This window comes from Streptomyces hokutonensis, assembly GCF_042751305.1.
GTDB lineage: Bacteria > Actinomycetota > Actinomycetes > Streptomycetales > Streptomycetaceae > Streptomyces > Streptomyces hokutonensis_A.
The window spans coordinates 81,368-96,927 of sequence record NZ_JBHYWD010000014.1; the positions used below are offsets into that span (position 1 = coordinate 81,368).

12 protein-coding genes and 2 tRNA genes are annotated in these 15,560 nt (G+C 68.8%); 6 read left to right on the top strand and 8 right to left on the bottom strand.

What is annotated here, in order from left to right; genetic code table 11:
- Positions 1–106: 106 nt before the first annotated feature.
- Positions 107–1,135 carry a glycoside hydrolase family 6 protein gene (locus ACFXC1_RS32165; RefSeq protein WP_381249226.1) on the top strand — a complete coding sequence of 343 codons (1,029 nt, stop codon included), beginning with the start codon at positions 107–109 and terminating at the stop codon, positions 1,133–1,135.
- On the opposite strand, the gene glxA is transcribed toward ACFXC1_RS32165, so the two are convergent.
- The 4 genes from glxA to ACFXC1_RS32185 form a co-directional block, all read right to left on the bottom strand.
- Positions 1,136–3,070, bottom strand: coding sequence for a radical copper oxidase GlxA (gene glxA, locus ACFXC1_RS32170; protein WP_381249228.1), 1,935 nt, complete (start codon positions 3,068–3,070; stop codon positions 1,136–1,138).
- Positions 3,067–5,016 carry a glycosyltransferase family 2 protein gene (locus ACFXC1_RS32175; protein WP_381249231.1) on the bottom strand — a complete coding sequence of 650 codons (1,950 nt, stop codon included), beginning with the start codon at positions 5,014–5,016 and terminating at the stop codon, positions 3,067–3,069. Before ACFXC1_RS32175 ends, glxA begins: the two co-directional genes overlap by 4 nt.
- A gap of 315 nt (positions 5,017–5,331) precedes the next feature.
- Entirely contained in the window at positions 5,332–6,045 is a 714-nt protein-coding gene (locus ACFXC1_RS32180) for a FadR/GntR family transcriptional regulator (RefSeq protein ID WP_381249234.1), read from the bottom strand.
- A gap of 116 nt (positions 6,046–6,161) precedes the next feature.
- Positions 6,162–6,235 (bottom strand) — tRNA-Lys (locus ACFXC1_RS32185).
- A 176-nt stretch (positions 6,236–6,411) separates the two neighbouring features.
- Here ACFXC1_RS32185 and ACFXC1_RS32190 point away from each other — a divergent pair.
- From ACFXC1_RS32190 to ACFXC1_RS32210, 5 genes are all read left to right on the top strand, one after another.
- Positions 6,412–7,752: a peptidoglycan-binding protein gene (locus ACFXC1_RS32190; RefSeq protein WP_381249237.1), complete on the top strand. Its 1,341-nt coding sequence runs from the start codon at positions 6,412–6,414 to the stop codon at positions 7,750–7,752.
- Between the two features lie 66 nt (positions 7,753–7,818).
- A complete protein-coding gene (locus ACFXC1_RS32195) occupies positions 7,819–8,958 on the top strand; it encodes an SPFH domain-containing protein (RefSeq protein WP_381249239.1) in 1,140 nt (379 codons plus the stop codon).
- Positions 8,959–9,055: 97 nt separating this feature from the next.
- Entirely contained in the window at positions 9,056–9,664 is a 609-nt protein-coding gene (locus ACFXC1_RS32200) for a lytic polysaccharide monooxygenase auxiliary activity family 9 protein (RefSeq protein WP_381249241.1), read from the top strand.
- Between the two features lie 76 nt (positions 9,665–9,740).
- Positions 9,741–10,202, top strand: coding sequence for a DUF3592 domain-containing protein (locus ACFXC1_RS32205; protein ID WP_381249243.1), 462 nt, complete (start codon positions 9,741–9,743; stop codon positions 10,200–10,202).
- Between the two features lie 39 nt (positions 10,203–10,241).
- A complete protein-coding gene (locus tag ACFXC1_RS32210) occupies positions 10,242–11,864 on the top strand; it encodes a long-chain-fatty-acid--CoA ligase (RefSeq protein ID WP_381249246.1) in 1,623 nt (540 codons plus the stop codon).
- 959 nt (positions 11,865–12,823) lie between these two features.
- On the opposite strand, the gene ACFXC1_RS32215 is transcribed toward ACFXC1_RS32210, so the two are convergent.
- The 4 genes from ACFXC1_RS32215 to ehuA form a co-directional block, all read right to left on the bottom strand.
- Entirely contained in the window at positions 12,824–13,435 is a 612-nt protein-coding gene (locus ACFXC1_RS32215) for a hypothetical protein (protein WP_381249248.1), read from the bottom strand.
- A gap of 187 nt (positions 13,436–13,622) precedes the next feature.
- Positions 13,623–13,696: transfer RNA gene (locus ACFXC1_RS32220), tRNA-Lys, on the bottom strand.
- A gap of 98 nt (positions 13,697–13,794) precedes the next feature.
- The gene (locus tag ACFXC1_RS32225; RefSeq protein ID WP_381249250.1) at positions 13,795–14,553 is read right to left on the bottom strand and encodes an IclR family transcriptional regulator; all 759 of its coding nucleotides are present in this window, start codon (positions 14,551–14,553) and stop codon (positions 13,795–13,797) included.
- Positions 14,554–14,773: 220 nt separating this feature from the next.
- The gene (gene ehuA / locus ACFXC1_RS32230; protein ID WP_381249253.1) at positions 14,774–15,550 is read right to left on the bottom strand and encodes an ectoine/hydroxyectoine ABC transporter ATP-binding protein EhuA; all 777 of its coding nucleotides are present in this window, start codon (positions 15,548–15,550) and stop codon (positions 14,774–14,776) included.
- Positions 15,551–15,560 lie beyond the last annotated feature (10 nt).

The following is a 15,560-nucleotide window of genomic DNA, read 5'->3' on the forward strand; positions in this document are numbered from 1 at the left end:
GGCCGGGCTGTAACAACCGGCCGACAACATCCCGGGCGTTCTCGTGGGCGGCACGCCACGTATGTCACGATTGAGCCTTGGATCGGTACAGCCAAGGGGGAGTTGGATGTACGGCAGCCAGGGGACCCCGGTTCCCTTCGGCACGCGGGCGTCGGCGCTGGTCCTGGGGGCGGCACTGCTCCTCGTGGGCTGTTCCTCGGGGGGCGGGGACGGCAGGAAACCCGACGCGGGGGCGAAGATCAGCCAACAGCCCGGCGGCAGCGACCCGATCTGGGTCAACCCGGACACCAACGCGGCCCGGCAGGTCGCCGCCTACGCCAAGGCAGGCAAGACCGCCGACGCCGAACAGATCAGGAAGATCGCCGAACAGCCGACCGGCGAGTGGATCGGCCCGGAGAACCCGGAGGCGGAGGCCCAGGGCTTCACCGAGGCCGCCGACAAGGCCGGCCGCACCGCCCTCCTCGTCCTCTACAACATCCCGCACCGCGACTGCGGCCAGTACTCCCAGGGCGGCGCGGGCGACGGCGACTCCTACCGCGCCTGGATCGACGCCGTCGCCCAGGGCATCGCCGACCGCTCCGCCACGGTGATCCTCGAACCGGACGCCCTGCTCCACCTGGTCGACGGCTGCACCCCCGCCCAGTTCCAGGACGAGCGCTACGACCTCCTGAACTACGCCATCGCCAAGCTCAAGTCCCTCCAGCACACGAAGGTCTACCTCGACGCCGGAAACGCCGGCTGGGGCCACCCCGACGAGATCTACCAGCCTCTCCAGCGAGCGGGCATCGCCAAGGCCGACGGCTTCGCGGTGAACGTCTCCAACTTCTACTCCACGGAAGACTCCATCGCGTACGGCAAACAGCTCTCGGCGAAGGCGGGCAACAAACACTTCGTCATCGACACCAGCCGAAACGGCAACGGACCGTATACGGCGGGCGACGAGGACGAGAACTGGTGCAACCCCCCGGGCAGGTCCCTGGGCGAGACCCCGACCACGAAGACGGCGGATCCCTTGGTGGACGCCTACCTGTGGGTCAAACGCCCGGGGGAGTCGGACGGCGAGTGCAAGGGGGGACCGAAGGCGGGCCAGTGGTGGGCGAGTTACGCACTGGCCCTCGCCAAGTCCAGCAAGTGATCAGGGAACTTTGACCCACACCGCCTTGCTCGGCGTCCCCAGGTCGTCGTCCACGAACAGCATGTACCACCCCGACTGCACCAGGTTCTTGTCCTTGGGCACAGTCACCGTGATCTTGTTCCCGGACGTCTTGAAGTCCAGCGCGATCGACCGCTGATCCACATCCGTGACATGCGTCGAAGCGCTGGGCCGGATCAGCCGCACCTTCTTGATGGACGACGCGTGCTGCGAGGTGAACGTCCCCGACGAACCCCGCGCAATGCTCTCCGGCCCCCCGGAGATGTCCGGCCGCGAATCCCGGTACAGATACGGCGGCGTATAGATCTCGATCCGCTGCTCGAAAACCCCCGGCTTCGTGTTCGCCTTGTCCGCGTACAAGGAGTTGGACCCGAAGAACATCACCCGGCCGTCCGGCAGCAGAATCGACCCGGAGTGGTAGTTCCGCCCCACCAGTGGATCGGCGACCTTCTCGAAGGTGTTCGTGTCGGGGTGGTACAGCCGAGCCTGAAGGATGTTGGAGTCGCTGCGCCCCCGATAGTCCTCGGAACCGCCCGACACCAGCACGGTGTCGTCCGGCAGGATCGACGTCTGCGGATACCGCGTCCCCTTCTCCAGCGAGGGCCCGTCCACGAACTTCGGGTCGGCGTCCTTCAGATCGACCAGCCGCGTCTTGTTGGTCGACAGCTTCGACTCACCGACGCCCCCGCCCCCGATCACCATGTACTTCTCGTCCTGCGCCGGAGGCAGCAGCACGGTCGCGGACGTCTCCAGCATGTTGGGATCGCTCAGCCCTGGAATCTTCGTGAACTGATTGGTGTCGACGTCCCAAATGCCAGGATCCCGGCCCACGTTGTCGGGTCCGTACCCCGCGTTCGACCCCGAGTAGAACAGCTTCCCGTTCTCCGTCAGGAACAGCGCCGGATACGTCGGGAACTGCCGCTTCGTCTTCGTGTACGTCCACTTCTTCGTCGCCGGATCGAAGATCTCGTTCTTGCCCGGCACCAACTGCCCGATGTCGTCGAGCCCGGAGACGCTGAGCACCTTCCCGTCCGACAGCGTCGTCAGCGTCGGATACCAGCGCGCCTCGTTCATCGGATCGACCTTGATGTACTTCTCGGCGACCGGATCGAACTCGTAGGCGTTCTTGATCCCCTCGAAGTCCCGCTTGTCGAGCCCGAACTTGTTCCCGATGCCGTACGTGTTGCGCTCGTCGGCGCCGGTCAGCCCCTGGATACGGTAGTTGTCCTGGGTGCCGGTCTCGTACTTGGTGCCCTCCTTGGGTGCCTCGACGACGACCCGGGCGTAACCGGGGTTGTTCCGCAGGAACCTGCCGGTCTTCTTGTCGAACACCTTCGTGGCGCGCGGGATCAGCGCCGAGTCCGTGGACACGAAGGTCCTGCCGTTCGCCTTGCCGGTGAACTTCGTGCCCTGGGGCAGGGTCATCGGCTTGTCGGGGTTCTCGTTGTACAGGATCATGACGCCGCCGGCCTTCTTGACGTCCCCCTTCAGCTTCTCGTACTTCTTGGTGCCGCCCGCGATGAGGATGTTGCCGTTGGCGAGCTGGGTGTGCCCGGTGCAGAACAGGTCGGCCGGGGTGGGCACCTTCTTGATGGTGCCCTTGACCGGGTCCCAGATCCGGGTGTCGAACTTCTTCGCGTTGAAGTTGTCCTGGTTGTTGCCCGACCCGGCGATGAGCAGCACCTTGCCGGTGCGCAGCAGTGCCGCGTGGATGGTGTCCTGCCGGTACTTCTTCGGGAACTGGATGATGTCCCAGTGCCCGTTGTCGGCCTTGTACTCGGGCTTGTTGATGACGTACTGGTGGTATCTCTCGGTGCTGAATCTGTACAGCCAGGGCCCGTTCATCCCGGCCAGGGCGATGACGACCACCGTGCTGATCGCGAGTCGACGGGCACGGCGCCGGCCGGCTTCCTTCATTCCTTACGTCCCCCCGGTCCACCGAGCGCGATCTGCATCGTCTGCTCGCTGTTGGTGGCCGTGGCCGCCCAACTGGGCTTCTGCTGAGGTACGTGCGAGGCCGGTACCGGCTGCGGGGGCGGGACGGTGTCGCGCGGCTCGTCCGGGAGCGCGGGCGGCTGCTTCCTCTCCTGGCGCAGCATGTACCGCCAGGCCAGGATCGGCGACGCGGTGATCAGCAGGGCGAAGGTGGCCCAGGTGATCATCGCCGGGTGGGAGTGCCCGTTCTCGAACCCTGCCATCAGCGAGCCGCCGAAGATCAGGATGAAGAACCAGTGCACCCGGAACGTCCCGAACAGCGTGTCGGGGCTGGCCGAGTCGCCCTTCGGCGTCACGACGAACTTGCTCTTCCTGCGGAGTACGGCGTCGAAGAGCGAGCGCGCGTATATCGGTGCCGACAGCGCGGACATCACCATGCCGGCGACCCCGCCCGACCCCTCCGGCTCGTGCGGGGAGACGTTGTGGCGGCGGTTCCAGATGTAGAGGCCGATCTGCAGCGCGGACGCGTTGCCGTAGAGCATCAGCCACATCGTCGGGTCGATGTTCACACCCGAGGCGCCCAGGCCCAGGAACAGGGCGCAACTCAGCGCGGCCAGTATCCAGTTGAGGGCCGACATCGGGTAGAAGATGATCATCATGGTGTAGTTGAAGAGCTTGCCCGGAGGCATCGAGAAGAAGCCCTTCCAGTACTGCTTGAGGATCGTCTCGTACGTCCCGCGCGACCACCGCAGCTGCTGCGTGAAGAAGTCCGTCCAGGCGCTGGGGCCCTCGCCGACCGCGAGCACGTCCGGTGTGTAGACCGACTTCCACTTCTTGCCGGTGGCCGGGTTCTTGGCCCGGTGCATCTCGAAGCCGGTGGCCATGTCCTCGGTGATCGAGTCGTACAGCCCGCCGATCTGCTGAAGTGCCTTGATCCGTACGGCGTTCGAGGTGCCGACGAACATCGGCGAGCCGTAGCGGTTGCCGGCCCGCTGGATCAGGGCGTGGAAGAGGAACTGCTGCGACTCGGCGGCCTTGGTGACCGGGGTGTCGTAATTGCCGTACACCTGGGGGCCGATGACGAAGCCGACGTCCGGGTCGCGGAAGAAACCGAGCATCCGCTCCAGGTAGTTGGGCAGCGGCACGTGGTCGGTGTCGACGGAGGCGAAGTAGTCGTACTCGTCGCCGTGCGCCTCCAGCCAGGCGTTGTAGTTGCCGTGCTTGGTCTTCGCGCGGTTGGGCCCCTTGGGCCGGTTCCACTTCTCAACCCCCTTGCGGGAGAAGTGATGTACGCCGAGCCGCCCGCACACCGCCTTGACCTCGGGGTCGTCGCCCTCGTCCAGCAGCCACACATGCAGAAGCCCCCGGTGGCGCAGCCGTACGGCCGCCTCCAAGGTCTTGGTGACCATCTCCAGGGGCTCCTTGCCGGGCACGAACGTCGTGATGAACGCGACTCTCGTGCCGGTCTCGGGCACCACCGGGATCGGGTCGCGGGCGACCAGCGTGGCGTGCGCGTTGGACAGCACGTTCATGCAGCGGAAGAACTCGATCAGCCCGATCGCGACCAGCATCACGATGTCCAGCGCGGGCAGGAAGTCGTAGGCGGGATAGTCGCGTTGGGTCCAGTGCCCCGGCTGCAGCAGCCAGCCCAGCAGGATCAGGGACAGCAGCGGCGCCGCGCCCAGCATGAGCGCGGCGCGGACGCGGTGCGTCTCCTGCGACAGCAGCGACCGGTACTGGACCTTGTACGGCCGGTCCGGGGCGGGCTGCGTGAGGGGTCCCGCAAGGCGGCTGTAGTGCTCGTAGTCGTATCTCGGAAGCGTGTTCCTGATCCGGCGGAAGCTGCCGGTCCGGTGTCCCGGGACTCTGAGTTCGGTGGTTTGTGACGGGTCGAAGCCCTGTCGGGCGCCCGTCGGCGTCGACGTCATGAGTCATCCCCCCACACGCGAAAACGCGCGTGTCTGTTTGGCGCGGCCGCCCGTCAGGGTCCCCCTCGACCCACGACGGACGTGTCAGTGGTGGCCACAGTCACCACACAGTCCATTCACAAAGACATGCGACTGCGACCGTCCGGTTGCGCGATGCCCCCTCAGACATCTGTTCCTACGCGGGGCCCCTCCTCCCCGCGAAACCGCGCAACCGGTTACGTACCCCCTCAACTGCCGTGTATCGACAGCATCTTCAAAACCAGGGTTCTACGGTGCTCATCATGATCGCAAGAGACGAAACGCGGTGTTTACCGGTCATACGCGTTCATTGGGGCGCGTGTGGGGATCAGGTGGAGTCGTTGTGGACAGTCTTGTGCGCACGTTGTCGAAGTGCTGCCTTATGGCTTTCTCGGCGCGCTTCGCGTCCCCGGACCGGACCGCGTCGAGGATCTCCCGGTGCTGGCGGCAGGTGACCCCGGGGTCCTGCGGGCCGGTGGCGAGATCGGTGTGGACGCGGTGGAATGCGTCCCAGAAGGCCTCCAGGACCTCGCTCAGCAGCGCGTTGTCCAGTCCCCGGTACAAGGTGGCGTGAAAGGCCCGGTCGGTGGCCGCGAGCCCCACGCCCTCGGCGGCCTCCCGCTCCATCTGCCGTATCAGTGCGTCCAGTTCGGCGAGATCCCGCTCCGGCAGCCGCCCCGCGAGCCGGGCGACGAGCCCCGACTCCACCGCCTCCCGCAGTTCGAGCAGCTGGAGCAGGCTGTCCTCGCCCCGGTAGTGCCCGACGACGGTACGGAACGCGAGACCCTCGACCATCGGCGCGAGCGACATCGGGCCGACGTACGTCCCGAACCCGTGCCGGATCTCGACGATCCCCATCGCCTGGAGCGCCTTGAGCGCCTCGCGCACCGAGTTCCGGCTCGCGCCGAGGAACACCATGAGCTCGGGCTCGGTCGGAAGTGGCGCCCCCGAGGCCAGCCGACGGTCGAGGATGAGCTTCTTGATCCGCTCCTGGAGGTCACGGGCTGCCATGGCGAGAGGGTATCCGGCCAAACGGGGGGGGAGCTGTGTTCCGCCCGTACGGATGTTCTGCCTCCGTGGCCGCCCATGCAAAAGGCCCCCCGCAGTGCGGAGGGCCTCGCTGTCTGTGCGCCGCCAGGGACTCGAACCCCGGACCCGCTGATTAAGAGTCAGCTGCTCTAACCAACTGAGCTAGCGGCGCCTGCTGACCTGCACAACTCTACCGGACGCGGAGGAGTGCTCCCGACCACCCCCTCGGGCCCCGGCGGGCCCCTGTACATCATTCGGACCGTCAACATGCGAGTCCGGAAGACAGTTGAGAAACTGGCGGACGTGCACGAGCGCGGAATTTTCCACCTGGAGTGTGAGGGGCATCGCATGGAGACTCCGGTATTCGAGGAATTCGATCCCGCGAGCGATTGCGATTGCCCCGGATGTGTTCACCGGCGGCGCGCCCTGCCGCATTCCCCGACCGGTCACCCTCTCGCCGGACGGGTCCTCGTGGTGGCCGCCGCCGCGTCCGCGACCCTCGCCGCCGGGCACGCCGTACCGGCCCTCGCCGCCCCCCACACCTCGCCCCGCCCCGGCGTCCCCGCAGGTGACACGGGTGACGAGCCCGCCACCCCGCAGGGCACCAAGGCCCCGCTGCACGGCCCGAGCGGCAGACCGGCGAAGCCGGCCGGTGTCCTCAAGGCGCCCGCGACCACCCGTGCGGAGATCATCAACCGGGCCAAGACCTGGATCGCGGCGCAGGTGCCGTACAGCATGAACGAATACTGGTCGGACGGTTACCGGCAGGACTGCTCGGGGTTCGTCTCGATGGCCTGGGGGCTGCCGGGGAACGAATGGACCGGCAGCCTCGACCAGTACGGGACACGTATTTCCAAGGAGGAACTGGAGCCCGGCGACATTCTGCTGTTCCACAATCCGGAGAATCCCGAGAAGGGCTCCCACGTCGTCATTTTCGGCGGCTGGACCGACTACACGCACACCTACTACATCGCCCTGGAGGAGACCCCCTCGCACGCCCGGCGCCAGTCCACGCCGTACGCGTACTGGAGCCACTCCGCCAACTACGTCCCCTACCGCTACAAGGGCCTGACGCTGAGCGCGGCGGAGGTGAACCCGAAGCCCGCGGTGCCCCCGGTGACACCGGCCGGCGCGGTCACGCCGAAGACGGCGTACCCGGGAGCGGCGTATTTCGGCCCCGGAGCCAACAACAAGTACGTCGCCCAGCTCGGCACGATGCTCGTCGCCCGGGGTGCCGGCGCCTACTACACCGCGGGTCCCGGCCCGGTCTGGTCGGACGCGGACCGGCTGGCCACCCAGGCGTTCCAGCAGGCCCAGGGCTGGACCGGCGCGGACGCGGACGGCCTGCCGGGGCCGCTGACCTGGGAACTGCTCGTCACCGGCAAGGGCAGGAACATCGGCGGCACGGTCGTGGGAGCGGCGGGCCCGCCCGCGCCCGCCTCGCACGGCGTTCCCGGCTACCCGGGCCGGGGCATGTTCCGCCCCGGCGCGACCAACAAGTACGTCACCGAGCTCGGAAAGCAGCTGGTCAAGAAGGGCTTCGGCAAGTACTACACGACCGGCCCGGGACCGCGCTGGGGCGAGCCGGACCGGCGCAACGTCGAGGCCTTCCAGCGCGCCCAGGGCTGGCGGGGCGGCGCGGCGGACGGCTACCCGGGGCCGGAGACCTGGCGCCGGCTCTTCTCGTAACCACGTTCATCACCCCGCTCATCCCCACCCGTTGTGACGCATCTGGCGCGGAGGCTGGAGGCAACCATGAGTACGACGACCACTTCACAGACGCCCGAGAACGAGGAACCCGCGGGGCCGCACGAGGCCGCGCAGGCCCGGACCGCGCGCCTCATCCAGAACGAGGCGACCACCGAGATCCCCGTCCACCTGCTCTTCCGCGACGACCCCGACCCGGTGTCGCTGCCCCTCAGACCAGCCGTCGTGGGACGCAGACAGGGCACCGGCGAACAGCCGCGCTTCCGCCGTCCCCTCCCGGCCAAGCCGCGCCCGGCACCGGAGGTCGACCCCGAGCTGGTGGAGCGGCCGGCCCGGGTGCTGCCGGGCACGGCGGGCGTGCTCGCCGGTTCCTGCGGACTCGCCGGCTGTCTCGCCGCCTCGTGGTGGGCGGGCGTCCTGCCCCCGCTCGCGGCCGACGCGCTACGGCTGCCGGTCTACGCCGGTGCCGGGCTCGGTCCCGCGCAGTGGGCGGCGTACGCCGGGGCCGGCGCGCTCGGTCTGTTCGGCTTCGGCGGGCTGGCCCGGGGCCGTACCGGACGGGCCTGGGTGCTCGGCCTGTTCGGGCGGTACCGGGGGACCGTCCGGCGCACCGGGCTGATGTGGGTCAACCCGCTGCTGCTGCGCCGCCGGGTCGACGTACGGCTGCGGCACTGGCGCAGCGAGCCGATGCCGGCCGCCGACGCGAACGGGGTCGCGCTGCGGGTCGCCGTGCTCGTGGTGTGGCGGGTGCGGGACACCGCGCGGGCCACGCTCGGGGTCGAGGACCACGAGACGTATCTGCGCGAGTGCGTGGAGGCGGCGCTGACCCGGGTGCCGGTGGAGCCGCCGGGCGGTGGCGCGAAGGGCGCGGCCGAGCTTGCCGTCGACGCGCTGACCCGGCTGGTCGCGGCGGACGCGGGGCCGGTCGGCATCGAGGTGTTCTCGGTGCAGCCGCTGCGCGTCGAGTACGCCCCCGAGGTGGCCGCGGCGATGACCCGCCGCCGTATCGCCACGCTGGACGCGCAGCAGCGGGCGACGATGCTGACCTCGGTGGTCGACTCGGTGGAGGACACCGTCACCCGGCTGACCATGCGCGGCCTGGTGGAGCTGGACGACTACGAACGCAAGGCGCTGGTCAAGGACTTGACGGTCGCGTTCTGCTCGGGGCGGGGGGAAGGCGCGCCGTGAGCGGTATGGACACGGTCAAGTAAGGGCAATAATCTGGGACTTGGTCTAGACCTGCACGGCTCACGGAACTCCCCACACGTTCTCCAGGAGCGGCAGCATGCGCAAGAAGACCAAGTGGTACGCGGGCGTGCTCGGGCTCACCACGGCCGGGGCCATCGTGCTCTCGTCCGGGGCCGCGAGCAGCCACGGTTACACCGACCTCCCCATCAGCAGGCAGAAGCTCTGCGCCAACGGCACGGTGACGAACTGCGGTGACATCCAGTACGAGCCGCAGAGCGTCGAGGGCCCCAAGGGCTTCCCGGCCGCCGGTCCCGCCGACGGCCAGATCTGCAACGGCGGGATCAGCCGCTTCAGCCAGCTCGGCGCGCCGAAGACCCCGTCGGGCACCGCCTGGCCGACGACAAAGGTGACGGGTGGTCAGTCGTACACCTTCCGATGGCAGTTCACGGCGATCCACGCGACGACGGACTTCAAGTACTACGTCACGAAGCAGGGCTGGAACCAGAACCACGCCCTGTCCCGCTCGGACCTCAACACCACGCCGTTCCTCACCGTCCCCTACAACGGCCAGCGCCCCTCGTCGTCCACCATCTCCCACAGCGGCACGCTTCCGTCCGGCCTCACCGGCCACCATGTGATCGTCGCGGTGTGGACGATCGCGGACACCACCAACGCGTTCTACTCCTGCTCGGACGTCACTTTCTGAGCATTGGTTGAGACAGTCCGGTGTTCCCCGGGGGTAGGTTCCCTCCACCAAGCTGTAACTGACCTCGGGGGACACCATGGAAGCACTGCTCTACATCGCGCCACTCCTCATGATCGCCCTGGCGGTGTTCGGCGCGATCAAGGTGATCCGCCGGTCGCGGGAGGTCGACAGCGCCTGGAGCAGCGGGCTCACGGCCGAGGCCCGCTGTCTGCGGACGTACACGACGGCCAGCGGCGGCGAGGACACCATGGTGTCGACGACGCTGCACCACGTCTACGAGTTCACGACGCGCGAGGGCCGGACCGTCAGGTTCGAGGAGGGGAACGGGCCGGGGACGACCCTGGAGGGCGACTTCGTCACCGTGTACTACGCGGCGGACAATCCCGAGCGGGCCACCGCCCACGCCCCGGCCCGCGGGAAGCTCGTGGCGGGGACGGGCTGCGTGCTGGCGTTCCTCGGCGTGTTCGTCACCTTCTGCCTCGTCTTCATCGTCGCGGTCCACGAGGCCTTCACGGTGGCGGACGACTTCTTTCCGTAGACTCCACATCTGACGGTACGTCAACTACCGTGCGCCCCCATGGAGTCCAGGAGGCGTACCGTCGCGGAACTCGTACAGGCACGGTGGGAGGACCACCGCCCGGGGCTGTGGTGCGAGGAGCGGACGCTCACCCACCACGAGGTGGCGGCCGGCGCCGCGGCCAGAGCGGCGCTCCTCACCGACCTCCTCCCACCCGGCACCGCACCCCACGTCGGCGTCCTGCTCGACAACACCCCTGAATATCCTCTGTGGTTGAGCGCGGCGGCCCTCGCGGGCGCGGCCGTCGCCGGCATCAACCCCACCCGCCGCGGCCCCGAACTGGCCCGCGACATCCTGCACACCGAATGCCGGATCCTGGTCACCGGGCGCGCACACCTTCCGCTCCTCGAGAACCTCCAACTCCCCGGCGTACAGCTCTTGGTGACGGACACTCAGGCCTACGACGACCTCCTCGCGCCGTACGCGAACACCAAACCGGACGCCTTCACCCGGGCCACCCCCGACGACCGCATCCTGCTCTACTTCACCTCCGGTTCCACCGGCGCCCCGAAGGCCGCGATCTGCACCCAGGGCCGGCTGGCCGCCGCCGGAGCCTCGCTGGTCGACAGCTTCGGGGTGCTCGCGGACGACGTGCACTACATCTGCATGCCGATGTTCCACGGCAACGCGGTGATCGCCGACTGGGCACCGGCGCTGGCGGCCGGGGCCGGGGTGGCGCTGCGCCGCAGGTTCTCGGCGTCGCGCTTCCTGGACGACGTACGGGCGTACGGGGCCACGTACTTCACCTATGTCGGCCGTGCCGTGCAGTACATCCTGGCCACCGAGGAACGCCCCGACGACCGGGAGAACCCGCTGCGGATGGGCTTCGGCACGGAGGCGGGGGCGGTGGACGCGGCGGCGTTCGAGCGGCGGTTCGGGGTGCGGCTGGTGGAGGGGTACGGGTCCTCGGAGGGCGGGGCGGCGGTGCAGTGGTCGCCGGGGACACCGTCCGGGGCGGTCGGTCGGGCGGCGCCCGGTCTCGCCGTACTCGATCCGGAGACGCGGGCGGAGTGCCCGCCGGCGGTCTTCGACCCGGGCGGCCGGCTGCTCAACGGTGAAGAGGCGATAGGGGAGTTGGTGAACCGCGCCCCCAACCCCTTCGAGGGCTACTGGCGCAACCCGGAGGCGGACGCGGAACGGCGCCGGTGGGGAGGCTGGTACTGGACCGGCGACCTCTTCTACCGGGACACCGACGGCTACCTCTACTTCGCCGGCCGCACCGACGACCGCCTCCGCGTCGACAGCGAGAACCTCGCCGCCGCGATGATCGAGAACATCCTCGCCCGCTACGAGGGCGCCGACGCCGTGGCGGTCTACGCGGTACCGGACCCGGTCACCGGCGACCAGGTCATGGCCACCATCGCCGGGCACTTCGACCCGCACGCCTTCGCCGAATTCCTGCTGTCCCAGCCGGACTTGGGGACGAAGATGGCACCCCGGTTCATCCGGGTGGTGGGGCGGATGCCGGTCACGGCGACAAACAAGATCCATCGGGCGGGGCTGCGGCGGGAGGGGATCCGGTGTACCGATCCGGTGTGGTGGCGGCCGCCGGGGGAGGCGGCGTATCGGCGGCTGACCGCGCAGGACGCTGTCGTGGCAGCGGGGACCAGTCGGATCGGCTGAGGATGTCGGCCAGTTCGCGGCGGGTACGGACGCCGAGTTTGGCGTAGGCGTGCCGGAGATGGTTGTCGACCGTGCGCACGGACAGGTGCAGTGCCTCCAGCAGGGCGACGACCTGTTCGTAGTCGAGGACGTGGCGCGCCAGCGCGGCGGCCCGGACGATCAGGCCGGGATCGGCCGTACCGGTCGCGGCCAGTTGGGAGATGGCCACCCGGAGGGCGTCGTCGTGGCGTCTGCCGCCGTACGCACCGATCCGCAGGATCTGCCGGAGCAGCAGCGCGCGGCGGCGGACGAGCGAGAGCCCCTCCCGCAGGGCCTCGCCGTAGAGCGGGTGGCTCAGGACGACGAGGGTGCGCCGTTCGTCCTGCCGGACGTCGACCAGTCCGGCTTCGTCGAGCTCCGCCACCACATCCGTCGACGCGGCCGAGGCCGCGTCTGCCAACGAGACCGACCCGCACACCGCGAGCAGCTCCAGCACTCTGCGCGCCGAAGTGTCCACGGCGGCGAGGCGGTTCCTGATCAGCTCGCCGAGCCGTGGCGTCGTCGGCAGCGCTCCTTCGGCGAGGGTCCGGATCTCCCCGTCGCCCGACAGCGTCCCGGTGTCCAGCGCTCCGTGCACCAGCTCACGCAGATACAGGGCGTTGCCCCCGGACGCCTCGAACAGGCGGTGGAGGGTGCGGTGTCCGAGAGGTGCGCCGAGCACGGTGCGCAGCAGCCGTTCCGCCCCGCCCCGGTCGAAGGGTTGCAGGTCGATACGGCAGACCGCGTCGCCCCGGGCCAGTGCCTCCACGGCGTCGGCGGCCCGTCACACGGGCGCGACGCTGTCCCACTTCGGCTCCTGGGAGGAGTTCCGGCTCGCCTGCGTCTTCGTGTGACGGGCATCCGACCCACAAACGGCCGAGGGCGTTCTCCACGGGGGGAGAACGCCCTCGGTTATCTGTGCGTCTGTCCCGGCGGTGGACCTACCAGCGGCCACCGGTGACGTGTGCGGGCCTCCAGTAGACGGCGGCCCAGATCCCGTGGTTCGCCGCGGCTCCCCAGCCCCGGCTCCAAGAGGTCAGCAGGTTGCCCGCGTTGGTGCAGAGCCAGGCCGGGACCTTGGCGGTACAGGCACGTACGGCGCCCGCGATCGCCCCCCGGGCGATGTCACCGTAGGAAGCGATGATCCAGAAGTGGTCCCCGGTCACACCGGTCGCCAGTGCCTGGACGACGTGCCCCTTGTCGGTGGACGTCGCGGAGGTGACGGTCCCGGTGTTCTGTACCAGTGCGTCGGTGCGGACCGTGGCCACACCGGCGAAGGCCTCCTGGACTTCCCTGACGAGTCGCGTCCGGCTCTCCGGAGTCGCCGTCAGTCGCTCCCACTCCGCCGACTCGGCAGAGGTCGGCCCTTGCGGGTTCACCGCGAACTGCCGGGCGGCGACGGGACCGGTCGCATTCTTGGAATCGTCTTGGACACTGCCGGCCAGCAGACCGCCGGCGAGGGCGGTCACGACCGCGGCACCCAGCGCCGCGGCGATCCATCGGCGCCGCGGGGATCGGCGTACCGCGGACCGCTCCGTTTCATGGGTCTTCACTCGGTGTGCTCCCCTTCGTGGTGCTTACTGGTAGCGCACGATGGTTCCAGCCGAGTCGGCACAAAGGGTGATATCTATGGATTTTATGATCAATTGATCGGTCGTGATCATCTTGGCGTTCGTCTTGAGCGGCCCGCACACGACCAAGGGCACCCTCCCGAAGGAGGATGCCCTTGGTCGCACACAGTGCGCCGCCAGGGACTCGAACCCCGGACCCGCTGATTAAGAGTCAGCTGCTCTAACCAACTGAGCTAGCGGCGCATGACTCACGCCTTCCGCTGGATCGGTGTCTCGCGGAGGGCGACGAGAAAATACTACCTGGTCCGGAGGGGTGCTCCGGACCAGGGTCGTGCCGACCGCTAGATGGCCAGGGAGAGAAGGACCGGGCCCGCTTCGCGGTTCAGGGTGTCCGCCGCCTGGCGGAGGCGGTGGGCGTGTTCGACCGGGAGGGACAGGGCGAGGCAGCCCACCGAGGAGCCGGCCGTGATCGGGACGGCCGCGCAGACCGTGCCCACCGCGTACTCCTGGAGGTCGAGGTGGGGGACGGTCGGCGGCTGGGTCTCCAGGCGGGAGAGGAGCAGCTTGTCGCTGGTGATGGTGCGCGAGGTGAGGCGGGCCATCTTGTGGCGGGAGAGATGGTCGCGGCGGCCGTTGTGGTCGAGCTGGCCCAGCAGGCTCTTGCCGAGCGCGGTGGCGTGCGCGGAGAAGCGGAAGTCGACCCACTCGTTGACCGCCGGGGTGGTGGGCCCGGCCGCGTACTGGGTGATCGTGACCTCGCCGTCGACGTACCGGCTGACGTAGACCGCCGCGCCCAGGGAGTCGCGCAGCCGGTCCAGGGTCCGCTGGATCTGATCGCGCACGGCCTGGTCGCGGCCGGCCGCGGAGCCGAGCCGGCCCAGGGCCTCGCCGGTGACGTAGGCGCCGTCGGTGAGCTGCTCGACGTAGCCCTCGCGGCGCAGTGTCCGCAGCAGTATGGTCAGGCGCTCGACGCCGAGGCCGGTGCGGCGGGCCAGTTCGGTGTCCGTGACACCGGTGCTGTGTCCCGCGACGGTCTCCAGGATGCGCAGTGCTTCCTGTACCGAGTGGTAGGGAGCGGTCGGCTCGTGCATCAGCGCCACGGTGTTTCTCCCTGCGCTCGCTTTTTGGGCCGTGATACCGGACAGCGAATCCTCTCCACGATAGCTGTCAAACGGCCGATGTGGAGCGGCTGTTGGCGAGATTGTGTCCCTGCTCATGCCCTCCCAACTGGGACGCGGGACCTTTGGCATATGCCACCGACATGCCACGTGGCGTAGACCTTGGGTGTTCGGTCGTTCACTTGGCGTAGTTGAACAAACGTCAAAGAATCGCGCCGAGAAATTCCCGGGTCCGCCGGTGTTCCGGATCGCCGAAGATCCGCTCCGGCGGGCCCGATTCGACGACCTTGCCCGCGTCGAACATCAGGACCTGGTCGGAAATGTCCCGGGCGAAATTCATCTCGTGGGTCACACAGAGCATGGTGATGTCGGTGGTGCGGGCGATGTCCCGGAGCACGTCGAGCACGCCCGCGACCAGCTCCGGGTCCAGCGCGGAGGTCACCTCGTCGAGCAGCAGCACCTGCGGGCGCATCGCCAACGCCCGCGCGATCGCCACGCGTTGCTGCTGGCCCCCGGACAGCCGGGTCGGGCGGGCGCCGGCCTTGTCGGCGAGGCCGACCAGGTCCAGCAGTTCCAGTGCGCGCGCCTCCGCTTCGTCCTTGGGCATGCCGAGGACGGTGACCGGCGCCTCGGTGATGTTGCGCAGCACGGTCATGTTCGGGAACAGGTTGAACTGCTGGAAGACCATCCCGATCTTCTTGCGGATCTCCCGGACCCGCTTCTCGGGCGCGGGGAAGAGCTGCTCCCCGTCGACGGTGATCGTCCCCTCGTCCGGCTTCGTCAGGGTCATCAGCAGCCGCAGGATCGTCGTCTTGCCCGACCCGGAGGGCCCGATCAGGGTGACGTGCTTGCCGGACTCGACGGAGAAGTCGAGGTCGTCGAGGACGGTGTTGGACCCGAAGCGCTTGGTGACGTGGTCGAGGCGGATCAGCTCGCTGCCGTCGACCGGCGGGTTGGCGTGGGCGTCGGGATCGTTCATGAGGGGTGTG